This is a genomic window from Ferruginibacter sp., assembly GCF_028288465.1.
Lineage (GTDB): Bacteria > Bacteroidota > Bacteroidia > Chitinophagales > Chitinophagaceae > Ferruginibacter.
This window is the reverse complement of sequence record NZ_JAQBNR010000050.1, coordinates 89,228-105,203: the sequence shown is the minus strand read 5'-3', so window position 1 is coordinate 105,203 and position 15,976 is coordinate 89,228. Positions and strand designations below refer to the sequence as shown.

The following is a 15,976-nucleotide window of genomic DNA, read 5'->3' as shown; positions in this document are numbered from 1 at the left end:
GTTAGTTTTTGCCGGGCTTTCCCCGGCTTTAAGAGGGTGTTGTTATTGACGCAAAAAAGTGTGCATCGTTAAGGTATTGATCGTTAAATTATAATGCCGTTGAAGAAAAAAAAGGGGCCTGGGATAAAAATCCAGCCCCGTTTAATCCAATATCCTATGAAAAACCTGCATAAAAATAGTGCCTGGATAAATGCCGGAAAATATCTGCAGTCAGCAAATTGCCTAATTGACATCAGCGTTTTTATAGCGACAAAAATTACATTCAAGACTTTTTTTAATTGTATTGATAACCGTCAAAACTTCGGCTGATAGCGGTCATTTTTCCGGTGCAGGCGCAGCTTTACCTTGAGTTATTATTTAAAATATAAAATTAAAGGCCATGAAAAATTCAAACAAAATATTCACAGCAATTGCCGCAGGGGCCGTCGCCGGACTTATTACAGGAATTTTATTTGCACCGGATAAAGGCACTGAAACAAGAAAAAAAATAAAAAAACAAAAACAAAAATTAGCTGATGAAGTAAAAGACAAAATAAACCAGGGTAAAGAAAAGTTCGCAGGATTTAAAGGCAACGGGGAGTCGAAGATAGTTAAAAGGGCGGATGAATTTGCACAGGAGAGTATGTAAGTGTTAACAATGCATTTTGAAAGTTGATTTAGTGGTATAAGCAATACGCAGCCACCTATTGTTAATGTTGGATGCACCGCCCGTGCCAGATTTGCATACAACACTATTGTAAAAATTAAGTGTCATAAAAAGAAAGAATGCTTTCATTTTTATGACACTTTTGAAGCTATCACTTATTAATAATAATGCTACTGCTGAACCGCCCACGCTAATCCATCGGGCACACCTCCAACATCAAGCCGCCGAATTACTTCCAGCGTTTTTAGGTCGATCAACGCAATATAATTATCTGCGGAACAGGCGACAAACGCACGGTTACCCAAAGGATCCATCAAAATACCTGCGGCACCTTTACCTAGTTTTACTCGTTTTATTTCTTTCCGGGATTGCGCATCAAAAACAGTCAGTTCGCCCGTTTGCAGACTGGAGATAAAAACCTGTTTTCCATCCGGTGTAAACTTCAGCCTGTTGGCACCATTCACCTTACCATCTACTTTCGCAGACAGTTTTTTTGCTGCCAGGTCGATGATAGAAATGCTACCGTCTTCGCTGGAGGCGGTCCATAATTCTTTACCATCGGGCGACACGTCAAAGCCTTCAGAACCTCTTGCAGTTGCAACAACAGTTTGCGTCCAGTCTTCATGTGGCTTTGCATTGGGAGGTGCCATTTTTCCGGGCTGTAGCAATGTATCAATTAAAATGCTCACCGTTCCGGAAGAGACGTTGGTGGTATAAATTCGTTTGGCATCCGGGCTCACATAAATCATATGCGTTCTGTCCTGGCCTGTTCCCATACTCCAGTCGAGCTTGCCGGTGGCGGCGTCATAACGACCGATAGATTTGGAACCTTCTGCAGTAAACCATGCTTTCCCGTTTACAAAGCTCACATCATGCGGACCGTACAATGGTCTTGTATCAATGTTGAGTAAAGGTTTTTGTGCCACCAGGTCAATCACATTCAGCTCATGCAAACTGCCACCACCATAAATGCAAACGTAAGCCGTTTTACCATCGGTGGATGCAACCACTTCGTGCGGATCTTCACCAACAGGAATGCGTGCAAGAATAGCCAGCGAAGCCGGATCAACAATCGCCAGTGTATGGTTGGTTTTTGATAAAGCCAGTAAGGCTCGTTTTGGCGTGGACTGCCCGGTGCATGAAATTGTTGCACACATTAATAATGCAAGGAAAGCAGTTATTACACTCAGCCGGTTTGCAAAGCATTTAAAATCTTCCATAACCAGAATATTTTACTTGTAATATACGATTTTTTGATTCCTGCTGCAGCGCACTACCAGGGTTTTATACCTTATGATTTTCTTACAGCAAGTAACGAATGCATTTGACAACTTATGCAAGTGCCCGTTGATTGAAGCAGTTCAATGTATGGAGGGTATTTTTTGACCGGGCCGAAGTGCTGCTATTAAGCTTCATTGGCGTCGCACACTTTTACTGTATAGCATTTGGGAGCGGCTCATTAAAGCTCAAACACGTAAGTCTTACCTGCTGCTGTAGGCAAATCATATTCGTATACCTTTTTTAAAACTGGTTCCGCAGGCGTTGCGGTGGCTGCAATAACCGGTGCCTTGATTGACAACACTTCATAAAAAGGATTTGAGTTAGTAGTATTCCTTCCTTCAACCTGATGGGCATCCTTCAATTCCATTGGTTCGTAACTCCTGATACGGCAATTGCCGCCAAGGGCAGACGTTATAACAAGCTTTTTCAATTGTCCGTTCTGCCAGTCCATATCAACAATAAATCCACCCCTTGCTTTTAAACCGTGCATCGAACCGTTTTGCCATTGATCAGGTAAAGCAGGTAACACGTGTATCGCACCATCATGCGATTGTAATAACATTTCTGCAATACCTGCAGTGCAGCCAAAATTACCATCAATCTGGAAGGGCGGATGGGCATCAAACAGGTTGGGGTAAGTGCCGCCGCCTTCCTTATTTTCACCCGTTGGCGTAAGCTGGTTGGTAATTAATTTATAAGCATGATTGCCATCCAGCAATCTTGCCCACACATTCACTTTCCATCCCATCGACCAGCCGGTTGAAATATCACCGCGATGCACCAGCGATGTTTTAGCTGCTTCAAATAATTTTGGACTGCGGTAAGGAGAGATTAAACTGCCAGGATACAAACCCCATAAATGAGAGATGTGGCGGTGCTTGTCATCCGGGTTATCCCAGTCGTTGAGCCACTCCTGCAACTGGTTGAATTTACCAATCTGCATCGGTGCCATACCGTCAGCTTTCGTTTGCATTACTTTAATAAAGGCAGGATCAGCATGCAAGATGGTAGCGGCTTTGATGGTATTGTGAAGTAAAGAAAAAACCATTTGATTATCCATGGTTGTGCCTGCTGCAAGACTGTTGCCATCATGTGCATTTTCAGGCGAAGCAGATGGTGATACCACCAGCCAGCCCGTGTGCGGATCTTTATACAATACATCTGCAAAAAACTCGCTGGCACCTTTCATGGCCGGGTAGATGGATTGTAAAAACTGCTTATCGCCGTTGAACAAATATTTTTCCCACATGTGCTGGCATACCCAGGCACCTCCCGTTGGCCAAAGTCCCCACGGCCCATCAATGGCACCCGTTGCCCTGAAGATATCGGTGTTGTGGTGCAGTACCCAGCCCCGTGCCCCATACATTATTTTAGCGGTTGATTGCCCGCTTACGCTCAGGTCTTTCACCATCGAAACCAGCGGCTCGTGCATCTCTGTAAGCTGCGTTATTTCTGCCGGCCAGTAATTCATTTCCAGGTTGATATTATCAGTATACTTGCTTCCCCATGGTGGATTGGTGTGTGGGTTCCAAAGGCCCTGTAAATTAGCCGCCTGCCCGCCTGGCTGCGAACAACTGATGAGTAAATAGCGGCCAAACTGAAAATATAAACTCACCAGTTGCGGATCGTTGCCATCTTTAAATTTAGCCAGCCTTTCGTTGGTAGGCAATTCGGTTGCTTCTGTCTGACCGATATCAAAATAAACCCTTTTAAAATATTTTTGATAGGCTGTTATATGATTGCTTAATAAAGTATCAAATGTTTTCTGTCGGGCCTGTTTATCTAATTCAGCTGATTTTGCAGCAATGATCCTGGCAGCATTTATAGAGTCAGCAATCATGCTATGGTAGTTCTTAAAATTGGTAACCATCGATAAATAGATGATGGCACTGTTGGCGTTTTGTATGCTGATGCTACTGTCTTTTGCCTGCACTATTCCCCCGGTATTGTGCACCTGTACATTTACTGACGCCTGTATCACTCCGGGCAAGCCACTGTGTTCCGGCGCAATTACAGCGAGGCTTAAGGTATTGTTACCAACGATAGCCAGTTTGTGTTTCTGAGGTGTTTTTAAACTGGCCGAAAAATTAATTTTTCCGGGTTGATCTGCTGTCAGTTGAATAATAATTACCTGGTCGCTGAAAGATGCAAAGCTGGTTCTTGTATAATGAACACCGTCCACTTCATAGGTGGTGGTGGAGACTGCTTTTGCAATATCCAGTTCACGTCTTAAATTTTTGTATTGCTGGTGATTGTTGAAATCAAGGTATAAATCGCCTGCCGGCTGATAGTTTACGCCATGTACTTTTTCAGCAATAAAATTGGCTGCGTACTTATCTGCTTTGCCATACTCTCCATCATTGATCATTCGCCGGATTGTAGCCAGGGCTTTTGGTCCTGCATGCTTGTTGTAATTGGTATATGGGCTGCCTGACCAAAACTCATCGTGGTTTAACTGCAGGTGTTCCTGCGCAGGAATGCCATACACCATGGCACCAATATGTCCGTTGCCAATGGGCAATGCTTCTTCCCAAACATGGGAAGGCTGATCATACCACAACTTCATGAGGTTTTTATCTGTATCCTGGCTGTAGCCATTCGTTTGAAACAGTATACAACAGAATAAAAAATACAGGAGGCTTTTTGTCATGGCTGGCTGTGTTAAATGGAGTAACTAATATAAGTTAGTCTGGCGTAAAATGGATTTTATTTTGCCTTCAGGGTATTTACTTCACCTGAAAGCATTCTATTTAGTGAACTGGTAAAATTGCCAGCAGTAGAAGCAAATCAAAGCGGCGCTTTGTTACGTCAATTTTAAATGTGGTGGCGAACACAACTAACAGGTTCATAAATATTTTACATTTGTGCAATTCAATAACGGCTGAACCGTTGTTAGCAACAGCAGCTTTACACCCAAAGTAAAATCAAAGAGCGTCCGCATTGAGAAAATATCTACTGTTCATACTAACTGTTGTATTAATTTCCTGTAGCGTTACCCGCTATAACCGCCAGGAAGTGTATGATAACGAAATCAGCCGCTACGGTTTGATTGATGGTGATACACTGGTGGACATTGGCTGTGAGACGGGTTTTCATGATAACCAGATCGCCTTCTATTATCCTCATATTTATTTTGTACTGGAAGATATTGACACCAGCAACCTGGCCATTATCAAAAAAAACATTGCCAGTCCCGGTTTTGTAAATAATATGCAGGCAGGCTGTGAAACCATCGTTGGGGGTGTTAACAATGTTCCGCTGGCATCAGGGCGATACAAAAAAATACTTTGCCGTAAAACCCTGCATGAATTTGAAAACCCCGATCAAATGATCAATGAATTTAAAAGAATATTGATGCCGGGAGGTGAAGTGATTATTGCAGAGATTAACCCAAAGTATCCCGGGCAAAGATTTCATGATTGTGTGCGCCCCTTCTTAAACAAAACACAAATCATTGACCTGTTTGTTCAGCAAGGCTTTACGTTAAAATCTGCCCATGCCTTCACCTCGAAAAAAACCGATTTGCAGAACGGGAATATTATCGTGTTTACCAGATAGCGCTTTCGACTCTTTTTACAATTGCTATCAGTTTGTTTGGTGACTAAAACAGCGTATTTTACTACTTCATTTTGTCAGTTAAACCATTCATTAAAACTCATCTTTATGAATAAAAAATGCTGCCTGCTATTTTTGTCATTCGCAACCTGTGTATATTCGTCAGCACAGTCTGCCTTAAAAGTAGTGCCGGAAAGGCAAATAAAAGTTGTAGCCGCAGACAGTTTGCTTGCTGTTGAACCGGCTGTAAAAAAACAGCTGTACCCGTTTATTGGCAGGTCCAAAAAAGTTGGTGCAGCTCATTTGTTATTAACCGGAAGTGATAAAGGAATATCAGATAATACCAGCCGGTGGCTGGCGGCCAATATGCAAAAAAATATTTACCGGGTAAACCTGTCGTCGGTGGTTAGTAAATATATCGGGGAAACAGAAAAAAACCTGGATGCTGTATTCAATAAGGCAGCGCAAATGAATGTTGTTTTAGTATTTGATGAAGCCGATGCTTTGTTTGGCAAACGCACCGATGTAAAAGATGCGCATGACAGATACAGCAACCCGGAAGCAGCATACCTGTTGCGGCGAATACAATCACATACCGGTACCGTTATCATTACCTGCATTTCAAATGATTGTATAACACAAGCGGATAAAAGTGGATTGATAAAAATAGGGCTGCAATAAGTTGTTGTCTGCTTTTCGGCGGAAACCAAACCTGGTAAACAATTTTTTAAAACGTGCAAGCAGCTGATGCATTTTTATTGGAGCTTAAAATTGAATTGAATATTTTTTACAACTTTGCCGGGGATAGATTTGGCCGGATATAATTTTTTATATGCGGCCAAATCTCCGAAAGCAAAGTATGTACGATTTGCATTCTGTCATTGTATATCTATGGCTTTATTTTATAACAATTTGAAAAGAGCATTCATATCTAATTGCTGCTGTACCAGCTGGTCGGCATACTCGTTATCTGTAATGCCATAGGTCGTGATCATGGTTAAAAAAAGTGTTTTACGCGGCTTAATTTTTTCGGTAAATACGTCCGTTTTCTGCTTTAATACTTCTGCATATTTCTTATCAATCGTAAATGGCTTATTATAAAATTTCATTTCACAGAGATTAATAATAAGGTCTCTCCTGTCTATTATCAGGTCAATTTGTGCTCCTTTTTCTTTACTTCCTTTTGCCGGGACAAACCGCCAGGCAGAGGTTTCAGCCCCCTTCCTTATTTTCAGGCCATCCATGATCTGGTCAATGTGTTTTAGACAAACTGCTTCAAAGGCAATGCCGCACCACGTAATATAGGAAGGTTCTTCACTTATTTTAGCCCAGGTATCTTTGCCACCCGGCTTGCGCTTATCCATAAACTTGAGGTAAAAAATAGAAAACTCGTCAATAAGCCGGTAGATGGCATCTTTGCTTACCTTACCATAAGGAATGGTTTGCTGAATGAAGCCAGATTTTTCCATTTCATCCAGCACAATGGTTGCTCTTCCGCCGGAGCTTAAACCGCAGATGGTAATCAACTCCTGCCTTGTAAGCCCCTTTCCGCTGGCGCCCAGCGCCCTTACTACCTTGATGTGGTTATCTGCCAGCTCAAATAAAGAACTGTATAAATTATCAAATTCGCCGGTCAGCAAACCCTGTTTGGAAAAACAGGTTCTTTCAATTACCTGTGCGGCACTCTTGTCTTTTCCCACTGTTTTTAAATAATGCGGAATACCACCAAATACCATATAGATCTGTAAAATCTGGTAGCGGTCCAGTTTACAACCGGTGCTCCTGAGATAGGCTTCTGTTTCTGCAAGTGTAAATGGCGCGAGGGGTATTTTGGATGTAATGCGGTTATGCAGGCCGCCTTTATTATTGATGATATTCTTCAGCATCCAGGATGCGGAAGAACCACAAACTACTACAAGCAATTGCGGCTGACGGCTGGCCCAGTTATTCCAAAAATGTTCAAAGGCAGAAAGAAAGCCAGACTTTCGTCCATCCAGCCAGGGAAATTCATCCAGGAAAACTGCCAGCTTTTTCTTTTGCAACAGGGGTATAAGATGTGCCTGCAAGGCACTAAACGCTTCGATCCAGTTGACTGGTGGTTTTAATGCAAGTGTTGAGCCAGTGGCATGCTGAAGTACAATGCTGAATTGCTGTAATTGTTCTTTTAAGGCCGCCTGGTACATGCCTGTAAGGTGAAAAACAATATGATCCTGCAGGCAGGTCTGTATCATAAAGGTTTTCCCTACTCTTCGCCTTCCATAAACGGCTAACAGATCCGCCGTTTTTGATTTTAGTAATTCCTGCAGTATGGCTATTTCTGTTTCCCTGCCGCTTATAGTAACCATTAACCAGTTTTTTATTTATGTAAAACTATAGTTTTGGCCGGATATAAAAAATTATATCCGGCCAAAACGTGCTTTTTAGTTGCTGTTTTGGCCACTTATAAAAATATATAGGTGGCCAAAACTACTCAACGGCCAACACCGATTCGATAAAAGTTACCAGGGGGTATCTTGTACAAGTGTGCGACGCAACGATGTTTAATTGAAAAATAAATGCCCGGTTCAAAATTGTTTTTAAGTAAATATTAGTGCCATTTACCAACGGGTAAAAGATAGCAGAGTAATGAATTAAAATAACCAGCAGTAGATTATTTGCCATCCAATGAAGCCGGTAACGGCGCTGCAATAACTGGCTCAACCGCACTGCTGCACCAGTTAGTATATATATCCGGATCTTCCCGTAAGGTACTGTAGCCTGAATGATCGTACACCGCTGTTTCATATGCAGCAAATATGCCAGCTTTCCAGAAGGCTTCTTTTGAAGATAAACTTTTTCCTGCTTCGCCGGCATTGTAGCCCATATAGAGCGACTGATAAAAAATTGACATCGTACTGATGGCTTGGATGGCAAAGCCGGTAGCTGTATGATCAGGATGATCGGTTGGATTGATTGCCGTATCGGGATTTAAATAGTGCACCCATTTATTGCTGATGCCATGGCTTCAATACTAATAATAGATTCTAGCGTGTTGAGCAATGAAGACCAGCTTTCGTAGCGGGTAGCATGGTCAACTGTTTCAATGACATCTGTTTGCACGGATATAAGTTTGGATAAACGCTGAAAGCCGGTTGCTTCAAATCCATTGCCATCCAGGTTACCATCAGGCAGTCGTAAAAAGTAAGCGGTGGTTGTATTTGCTGACCAGTAATGCACTGTATAATGATTATTTTTCTCTGGCCACCAGATTCGGAAATATCATTGAAAGGTGCGAGGCAAAAACGGGCAGCACTTTTTGGTCCTTCCTCTCTTGCAAGCCAAAAGTGTTCTCCAAAGCCGGAATCACCGGCAGTTGTAACAATGAAAATAACTTTACAACCAGGTGCAATAATATCATTATAAACATTGGGATGCATAAACAAGTGCCAATCGTCTGCATGAGCTACTATATAAAAGGCGATACTGTCAAATTGCTGAAAAGGCTTGTGCGTATTTTTCCCACTATCCAGGGTGCGGTAACATGCATGCCATGTACTGTGGCTACAACCGGTTTGTTCAACAGGCTTCCGGCAATGCCAGCCAGCACGTATGATTTGCGCATATGCGCATGTAATATATCCGCCTGAAGACTGCTGTCTCTGACAATAATTTTAATAGAAGATTGGAGAGGAACGGCAACTCATTTTTAAAACAAAAGGGTTTCAAACTTCGATGTTTGAAACCCTGTGTAATTTTATCGCTGCGGATTATCTAAGCCGGTTGCAATGCTTCTATTTCCGGCAGGTTTGCTTTCAGTTCTTTATCCGTAAAAAAGTGATCGCTTAATTTACCTTCAAAATAATCTGCGTAGGCCTGCATGTCAACAAAGCCATGACCGCATAAATTAAATAAGATTGTTTTTGCAACGCCTTCTTTTCTGGCCTGCTCTGCTTCACGGATTACCTGTGCAATACCATGTGTAGCTTCTGGTGCAGGTATGATGCCTTCTGCCCGGGCGAATTTTACACCGGCGTCAAAACATTCCAGTTGCTGCAATGCCTGTGCTTCTATCAATCCATCACGCAATAACTGGCTGCACAACACACTGGCACCATGATAACGCAATCCGCCCGCATGGATGCTGGCTGGCCTGAAGTTATGGCCAAGCGTATACATTGGCAGCAAAGGCGTGTAACCGGCAGTATCACCAAAATCGTATTTAAAAACGCCCTTGGTTAACTTGGGGCAACTGGCAGGCTCCACCGCAATAAACCTTGTTTTTTTACCATCAAGTATATTGTTTTTAAGAAATGGAAAAGACATGCCGGCGAAGTTGCTTCCGCCACCGAGTGGTGCGATTACAATGTCCGGGTAATCGCCTGCATATTCAAGTTGTTTGATACATTCCTGCCCGATGATGGTCTGGTGCATTAACACATGGTTTAATACAGAGCCTAAAGAATACTTCGTGTGTTCATCACTTACAGCCCGTTCAATGGCTTCTGAAATGGCGATGCCCAAACTACCAGAAGAAGTAGGGTCTTGTGCAAGAATATTTCTGCCCGCCTGGGTGCGATCGCTTGGCGATGCAAAAACTTCTGCACCAAATGTGTTCATCATAAACTTGCGGTAAGGCTTTTGGTCGTAGCTGATACGCACCATATACACTTCGCATCCCAGGCCAAACTGCTGGCAGGCAAAACTCAATGCAGTACCCCATTGGCCTGCTCCTGTTTCTGTGGTAAGCCGTTTAACACCTGCCTTCATGTTGTAATAAGCCTGTGGTACAGCTGTGTTGGGCTTGTGCGATCCGCTGGGGCTCGTTCCTTCGTATTTATAATAAATCTTGGCAGGTGTGTTCAGTAATTTTTCAAGGCCATAAGCCCGCATCATCGGTGTTGGACGCCATATTTTATATATTTCCTGCACCTGGTCGGGTATTTCGATGTAACGTTCCGTACTCACTTCCTGCATGATGAGTTCCATCGGAAAAATGGGAGCCAGGTCATCAGGTCCAACAGGTTGTTTGGTGCCGGGATGGAGGGGTGGTAAAGGTTTGTTGGGCATATCTGCAACAATATTGTACCAGTGGGTAGGCATCTCAGACTCGTTCAGCAAAATTTTCTTTTGTGGCATGATTTGTTTGTTTAAGTATTTTATCAACTGTAAAAATCGGGATTGAAAAGGTAGCAATTAATAGAGTACAGCAAATCAATTCACAGAAAATTATTTAGGTGTAGCCAGGAATCCCCGCTCTTTCATCAAATTTTATTAAGGTTGTTGGTCATTAGAAAAGGTACTTATGCTTTGCTGAAAATAAAATAGCACGAGACTTACCTGATCAAAATTACAGTCCCTTTTTTGCTGATAGCATGACCGTTAAAATCTACGTCATCAACCGTCCATACGAAGGCGCCGGGGTTTTGCCTGATACCGTTTAGTGTGCCATCCCAGCCTTTGTTAGCTTCCGATGTTTTAAAAACCAACTGACCCCACCGGCTGAATACCGCGAATTATTTTAATTCTTTTATACCAATTAATATGGGTTTGAATAAATCATTTTTTGAATCGTTGTTGGGCGTAAATGCATTGGGTACATAAATTTCCGGTCCCTGGTAAAACCTCACCCTGACATCATCTTTGGCAATGCAACCTGCGACGATAGTCGCGGTGACAGTATAAGTAACATCTCTGTCAATGATGGCAACGGGGTTTTTTATAAAGATGTTATTCAACCCAAATGCAGGTGACCATTGATAGTTGCTGAAGCCCAAATTATGCTGGGAATAAAGAGCTGTAGAATTCATTAGCAGGATAAGCAAAAAACCGAACCCTGGATAAAGGTTTAAATAATTAAATTTTGGTTTTTAAAAATGAACCATGTGGGTGTTATTAGTTAGTTGGTAACATGGTTTTTTCACCGACAGTTAAATCAATATCACAAGCAGCAAACATGTGGCTAAGATTGGTAAGCGTCCATTCGTAAAATGTAACCTGCATTTTTAAATTTTATCCGGATAGCTTCGATAAAATTGTTATGTCAGCCTGGCTACAACATAACCGGATAAAATATGCAGAAGGAAACTTCAGTTAACTGACAGTATTGCTGAACAGATTATCCGGGAAAGAAATTTACCGCGTAGAAGAATTACTATTAAAGCGAAATACTGTAAATACTGATATTTGTCAGGATTAGTAATTATATTAATGTTGTAGTTTTATGCATGCTGCCGAACCCCTGTAAAACAATTCTTCCTCAATTATCAATTTTAATTCAATGAATCACTTCGGAAAGACGGAGGATTTTCTTCCGTATGATTCGCTGCTAAAGCTTGCTTTTGAAAATGAGGTAATGGCAACAATTGTTTCCCTCACCGGTGGTAAAATTGTAACGGCAAACACCGCGGCAAAAATATTATTTGGCTATAGTGAAGCAGAATTCGGTTCCCTTATGATAGCTGATCTGCTGGCACCAGGCTGTGGCAGCAATTTGATATCCGGTGAGGTCAAATACGGAATTCCCATAGAAACACTGCCTTTCATCCGCAAAAACGGCGAACTTTTTAATGGTAAAACTTCAGTACAAATTTTAGCAGGCAATAATGGTACTGACTATGTATACATCAGTCTCATTGAAATTAATCAACAGCAACCTGTTGATGCTCCGGTTAAACTTACTAGTGTATCGCAGGATGGTTGGGCACAATTCAAAAATTTGATTGAAAATCTTCCCGTAGGTGTTTTAAAACAAGCTCCTGATGCATCCATCCTTATTTCCAATAATGCGGCTTTGGAACTGTTGGGATTAACGGAAGAACAGTTGTTGGGCAAAACATCCTTCGATCCGGACTGGAGTGTGATTCATGAAGATGGTTCACCTTTTCCCGGTCATACCCACCCGGTGCCTGCAGCTATTGCCACCGGTAAATCTGTGAAAAATGTTATCATGGGCGTATACCGGCCCTTAAAAAAAGACAGGGTTTGGTTGTTGGTAAATGCAGAACCGGAGTTTGACGTGACTGGGAAGTTGGATCATGTGATATGTACGTTCGATAATTTTACGGAACAGATAATTACCCGCAGAAAACTAAAAGAAAATGAAGCGCATTTAATTGCACTCAATGCCAGTTTGGAAGCAAAAACCGCTGCTTTAATCAATAAAAATACCGAGCTGGAAAGCTTTGCCTATGTGGCCTCGCACGACTTACAGGAACCACTGCGCATGGTAAGCGGCTTTATTAAATTATTTGAAAAAAAATACGAAAATATTGTTGACGAAACCGGTAAAAAATATATCCAGTTTGCTGTAGATGGTGCGGAGCGGATGAAAACGCTGATCAATAATCTTTTAAAATATGCGCTGATTGCAAAAGTGCCGGAAACGGTGACCGATGTGGACATGAACGCTGTGGTAAAAGAAGTGCTATATACATTCAGCAGCAACGGCACTCAAACAGAAAGAGAAATTGATGTTGAAAAATTGCCGGTTATACGAGCTGGAAAAAATGACATGCTGCAACTGATGCAAAACTTAATTGGTAATGCATTAAAATATGCAACCGATGAAAGACAGATCATCAGGATATCAGGGACTGAAACAGCAACCGAATATACCATCAGTGTGCAAGACAACGGCATCGGCATCGATCCCATAGATTCAGAAAGAATTTTTATCATGTTCCAGCGCCTGGTTACGCAGGATAAGTTCAGCGGAACAGGTATTGGCCTGGCTACCTGTAAAAAAATTGTTGAATTGTATGGCGGTAAAATCTGGGTAGAATCTGAATTGGGTAAGGGTGCCAATTTTACATTTTCCATTCCGAAAAGGCAAGCCGTTTAGCAGGCTGCTTTTCAAAATTCCAATTGCAAAAGAAATACTCCAATACCCGCAGCAAACCCAATCAGCGCCAGCCAGCTTATTTTTTTCAGGTACCAGATAAAATCAATATTTTCAATTCCCATCACGGCCACGCCTGCGGCGGAACCGATGATAATGGCACTGCCACCCGTTCCTGTCGTGAGCGCAAGAAATTCCCAAAAAGGATGGTCAGTTGGATAGGTTGATAAATCATACATGCCCTGCGATGCCGCCACCAGCGGAACATTGTCCACCAGTGCTGATAACAACCCCAGTGTTGTACCGATTAAATAATCATTTTTCAGCGTGTTGCTCAATGAGCCGGCCAGTTCTTTGAGCAAGCCAGAAGATTGTAAAGCTGCCACAGCCAGCAGAATGCCGAGGAAGAACAACACACTGGGCGTATCTACTTTTTGTAACGCTTTTGTTACGGTATATTTTTCTGCCAGTTCCGGTTCTTTGCCCTTGTGAATAAAGGTGGTAATCAACCACATCAAACCCAACGCCAGCAACATTCCCATAAAAGGTGGTAAATGTGTAAGTGTTTTAAACGCTGGTACAAAAACTAAAAATCCAATGCCGGCAAAAAGAATAACCTGCCCCTCTTTTTTTTCCTTTTCAGTTGTCGCAGGCAATAAAATAGTATCCAGTTTTTTTCCTTTGAAACGGGCCGCAATAATCAACGAAGGAAAAATACACACGGCTATCCCGGGCAATATCAGTTGCTTCATAATGTTGAGCGCTGTTATTTGACCGCCAATCCACAGCATGGTAGTAGTAACATCTCCCAAAGGCGACCATGCACCGCCGGCATTGGCTGCTATAACAATCATTCCGCAAAACCATAATTTATCTTCTTTATCGCTCAGGATTTTTGAACACAATGAAGCCATCACAATTGCCGTAGTTAAATTATCAAGCAAGGCGGAAAGAAAAAATGTAATGGCTGTTACAATTAGCAGCAGGCTACTTTTGCTGCTGGTAGTTATTTTTTCGGTGATGATATCAAAGCCATTGTGCGAGTCAATCAATTCCACAATTGTCATGGCACCTAATAAAAAAAATAAGATAGACGCGATTTCGCCCAGGTGGTGTAATAACTGTTCGCTTACCTGTTGTGGTGCATCGCTTTGTACGATGTAGATTGTCCAGCAAAGCACGCCCGTTATTAAAGCACTGGCGGCTTTATTCAGTTTTATCACATGCTCAGATGCGATGGCAATGTATCCGAGTATAAATACGGTAATAAGTAACAGTGCAATCATAATTTTTTTGAGCTTGAGCTTTATAAATGTTAAAACAGTATTTAATTTTTAGCCAGTCATTGTATGATACAAAACAGGCAACAATTATTTTTACTTTCTTCCTGCTACTGTAAGGATGTGTTGTTCTGGTTCGCCTCTTTAGCATTACTGAATATTGAGATGCAGGACAAAAGTGATTGATTGCAAATGAAAGAAACAGCGTTATTCAATGATAATACAATCGGCTGCGGCTTTCGCTTTTTTACGGAGCTCATTTATATCTGAATCCGGTTCACCATACGCCAGGGCAACGCCCATTCTGCGGTAAGGACGCGTGGTTGGCTTACCAAAAATGCGTATATCCATGCCATCCAGTTGCAGAGCTTTCTCCATTCCGGAAATATTAAAATTGGTAGCAGCTTTATTGGCCAGCACCACGGCGCTTGCCCCGGCCCGTTCCAGTTGTATAGAAGGAATTGGTAAGCCCAGTATAGCTCTTGCGTGCAATTCAAACTGCGATAAATTTTGTGTGCCTGCCAGTGTAACCATGCCGGTATCATGTGGCCGCGGACTTAGTTCAGAAAAATATACGCCTTTATCTGTAAGAAAAAATTCAACTCCCCAAATGCCGACGCCCGTTAACGCAGCGGTAACTTTTTTGGCCATGTCGCAGGCATCGGTATAATCTTTTTCGCTGATGGCAACCGGTTGCCAGCTTTCCTGGTAATCACCCCGTTCCTGCCGGTGCCCTATCGGCGGACAAAATAAGGTAACTCCATTTTTTTGCGTAACAGTAAGCAAAGTAATTTCGGTGTGAAACAAAATGAATTCCTCAATAATTACTTCCTGTATATCGCCTCTTGAACTGGTAATGGCATATTCCCAAACCTGTTGCTGATCTTCCAGGGTTTTTAAAACGGATTGTCCTTTACCGCTTGAAGACATCAGGGGTTTTACAACACAGGGCAGCCCGATTGCCTGCACTGCTTTTGTGAATTCAGTGAAGCTGGTTGCATAAAAATAGGCGGCTGTTTTCAACCTCAATTCTTTACTTGCCAAATCGCGGATCAGCTTGCGGTTCATGGTAAAGTTGGCCGCCCTTGCGCTGGGCACAACCTGGATCTGTTGCTGTTCGTATGCATACAAACGTTCTGTACGGATGGCTTCAATTTCCGGTACAATTAAGTGGGGCTGGTGCTTGGCCACAACTGCATCCAGTTGGGTTCCGTCCAGCATATCTGCTACTTCATAATCATCTGCTACCTGCATGGCAGGCGCACCGGCGTAGCTGTCAACTGCAATAACGGTTTGGCCCAGGCGCTTTAATGCAATCACCAGTTCTTTACCCAATTCGCCACTTCCGAGCAGTAGGATTTTTTTATGCATGCCGCAATATAAATTATTTGATGAATA

14 protein-coding genes and 1 pseudogene are annotated in these 15,976 nt (G+C 42.4%); 4 read left to right on the top strand and 11 right to left on the bottom strand.

Features of this window, described 5'->3' with window-relative positions; all coding sequences use genetic code 11:
• Positions 1-379: 379 nt before the first annotated feature.
• Positions 380-628 (top strand): YtxH domain-containing protein, encoded by a 249-nt coding sequence (locus JWR61_RS19060; protein WP_301929317.1) that lies wholly within the window; start codon positions 380-382, stop codon positions 626-628.
• A gap of 188 nt (positions 629-816) precedes the next feature.
• On the opposite strand, the gene JWR61_RS19055 is transcribed toward JWR61_RS19060, so the two are convergent.
• Positions 817-1,866: a YncE family protein gene (locus tag JWR61_RS19055; protein ID WP_301929316.1), complete on the bottom strand. Its 1,050-nt coding sequence runs from the start codon at positions 1,864-1,866 to the stop codon at positions 817-819.
• Positions 1,867-2,105: 239 nt separating this feature from the next.
• Positions 2,106-4,577 carry a glycoside hydrolase N-terminal domain-containing protein gene (locus JWR61_RS19050; protein WP_301929315.1) on the bottom strand — a complete coding sequence of 824 codons (2,472 nt, stop codon included), beginning with the start codon at positions 4,575-4,577 and terminating at the stop codon, positions 2,106-2,108.
• 290 nt (positions 4,578-4,867) lie between these two features.
• Here JWR61_RS19050 and JWR61_RS19045 point away from each other — a divergent pair, with 290 nt between their 5' ends.
• Together JWR61_RS19045 and JWR61_RS19040 are read left to right on the top strand one after the other, a co-directional pair.
• Positions 4,868-5,485 (top strand): class I SAM-dependent methyltransferase, encoded by a 618-nt coding sequence (locus JWR61_RS19045; protein ID WP_301929314.1) that lies wholly within the window; start codon positions 4,868-4,870, stop codon positions 5,483-5,485.
• A 105-nt stretch (positions 5,486-5,590) separates the two neighbouring features.
• Positions 5,591-6,163, top strand: coding sequence for an AAA family ATPase (locus JWR61_RS19040; protein ID WP_301929313.1), 573 nt, complete (start codon positions 5,591-5,593; stop codon positions 6,161-6,163).
• Positions 6,164-6,384: 221 nt separating this feature from the next.
• Here JWR61_RS19040 and JWR61_RS19035 read toward each other — a convergent pair whose 3' ends face one another.
• The 7 genes and pseudogenes from JWR61_RS19035 to JWR61_RS19010 all read right to left on the bottom strand — a co-directional run bounded on the left by JWR61_RS19035 (position 6,385) and on the right by JWR61_RS19010 (position 11,268).
• Positions 6,385-7,827 (bottom strand): ATP-binding protein, encoded by a 1,443-nt coding sequence (locus tag JWR61_RS19035; protein WP_301929312.1) that lies wholly within the window; start codon positions 7,825-7,827, stop codon positions 6,385-6,387.
• A gap of 305 nt (positions 7,828-8,132) precedes the next feature.
• Positions 8,133-8,462 carry a hypothetical protein gene (locus JWR61_RS19030; protein ID WP_301929311.1) on the bottom strand — a complete coding sequence of 110 codons (330 nt, stop codon included), beginning with the start codon at positions 8,460-8,462 and terminating at the stop codon, positions 8,133-8,135.
• On the bottom strand, positions 8,450-8,698 hold the full coding sequence (locus tag JWR61_RS19025; protein ID WP_301929310.1) for a hypothetical protein: 249 nt from the start codon (positions 8,696-8,698) through the stop codon (positions 8,450-8,452). The genes JWR61_RS19030 and JWR61_RS19025 overlap by 13 nt, the downstream gene beginning before the upstream one ends.
• Before the next feature lie 229 nt (positions 8,699-8,927).
• Entirely contained in the window at positions 8,928-9,128 is a 201-nt protein-coding gene (locus JWR61_RS19020) for a glycosyltransferase (protein ID WP_301929405.1), read from the bottom strand.
• Positions 9,129-9,232: 104 nt separating this feature from the next.
• Positions 9,233-10,597 carry a TrpB-like pyridoxal phosphate-dependent enzyme gene (locus JWR61_RS19015; RefSeq protein ID WP_301929309.1) on the bottom strand — a complete coding sequence of 455 codons (1,365 nt, stop codon included), beginning with the start codon at positions 10,595-10,597 and terminating at the stop codon, positions 9,233-9,235.
• Between the two features lie 197 nt (positions 10,598-10,794).
• Positions 10,795-10,959, bottom strand: a pseudogene (locus JWR61_RS28305) (hypothetical protein); the annotation flags it as partial.
• A 15-nt stretch (positions 10,960-10,974) separates the two neighbouring features.
• Entirely contained in the window at positions 10,975-11,268 is a 294-nt protein-coding gene (locus JWR61_RS19010; protein WP_301929308.1) for a hypothetical protein, read from the bottom strand.
• Positions 11,269-11,738: 470 nt separating this feature from the next.
• Between JWR61_RS19010 and JWR61_RS19005 the strand changes: the two genes are divergently transcribed.
• Positions 11,739-13,301 carry a PAS domain-containing sensor histidine kinase gene (locus JWR61_RS19005; protein ID WP_301929307.1) on the top strand — a complete coding sequence of 521 codons (1,563 nt, stop codon included), beginning with the start codon at positions 11,739-11,741 and terminating at the stop codon, positions 13,299-13,301.
• Between the two features lie 11 nt (positions 13,302-13,312).
• On the opposite strand, the gene nhaD is transcribed toward JWR61_RS19005, so the two are convergent.
• Together nhaD and purT are read right to left on the bottom strand one after the other, a co-directional pair.
• Positions 13,313-14,584 (bottom strand): sodium:proton antiporter NhaD, encoded by a 1,272-nt coding sequence (nhaD, locus tag JWR61_RS19000; RefSeq protein WP_301929306.1) that lies wholly within the window; start codon positions 14,582-14,584, stop codon positions 13,313-13,315.
• Between the two features lie 201 nt (positions 14,585-14,785).
• Positions 14,786-15,949 (bottom strand): formate-dependent phosphoribosylglycinamide formyltransferase, encoded by a 1,164-nt coding sequence (gene purT / locus JWR61_RS18995; protein ID WP_301929305.1) that lies wholly within the window; start codon positions 15,947-15,949, stop codon positions 14,786-14,788.
• Between the last annotated feature and the right edge of the window lie 27 nt (positions 15,950-15,976).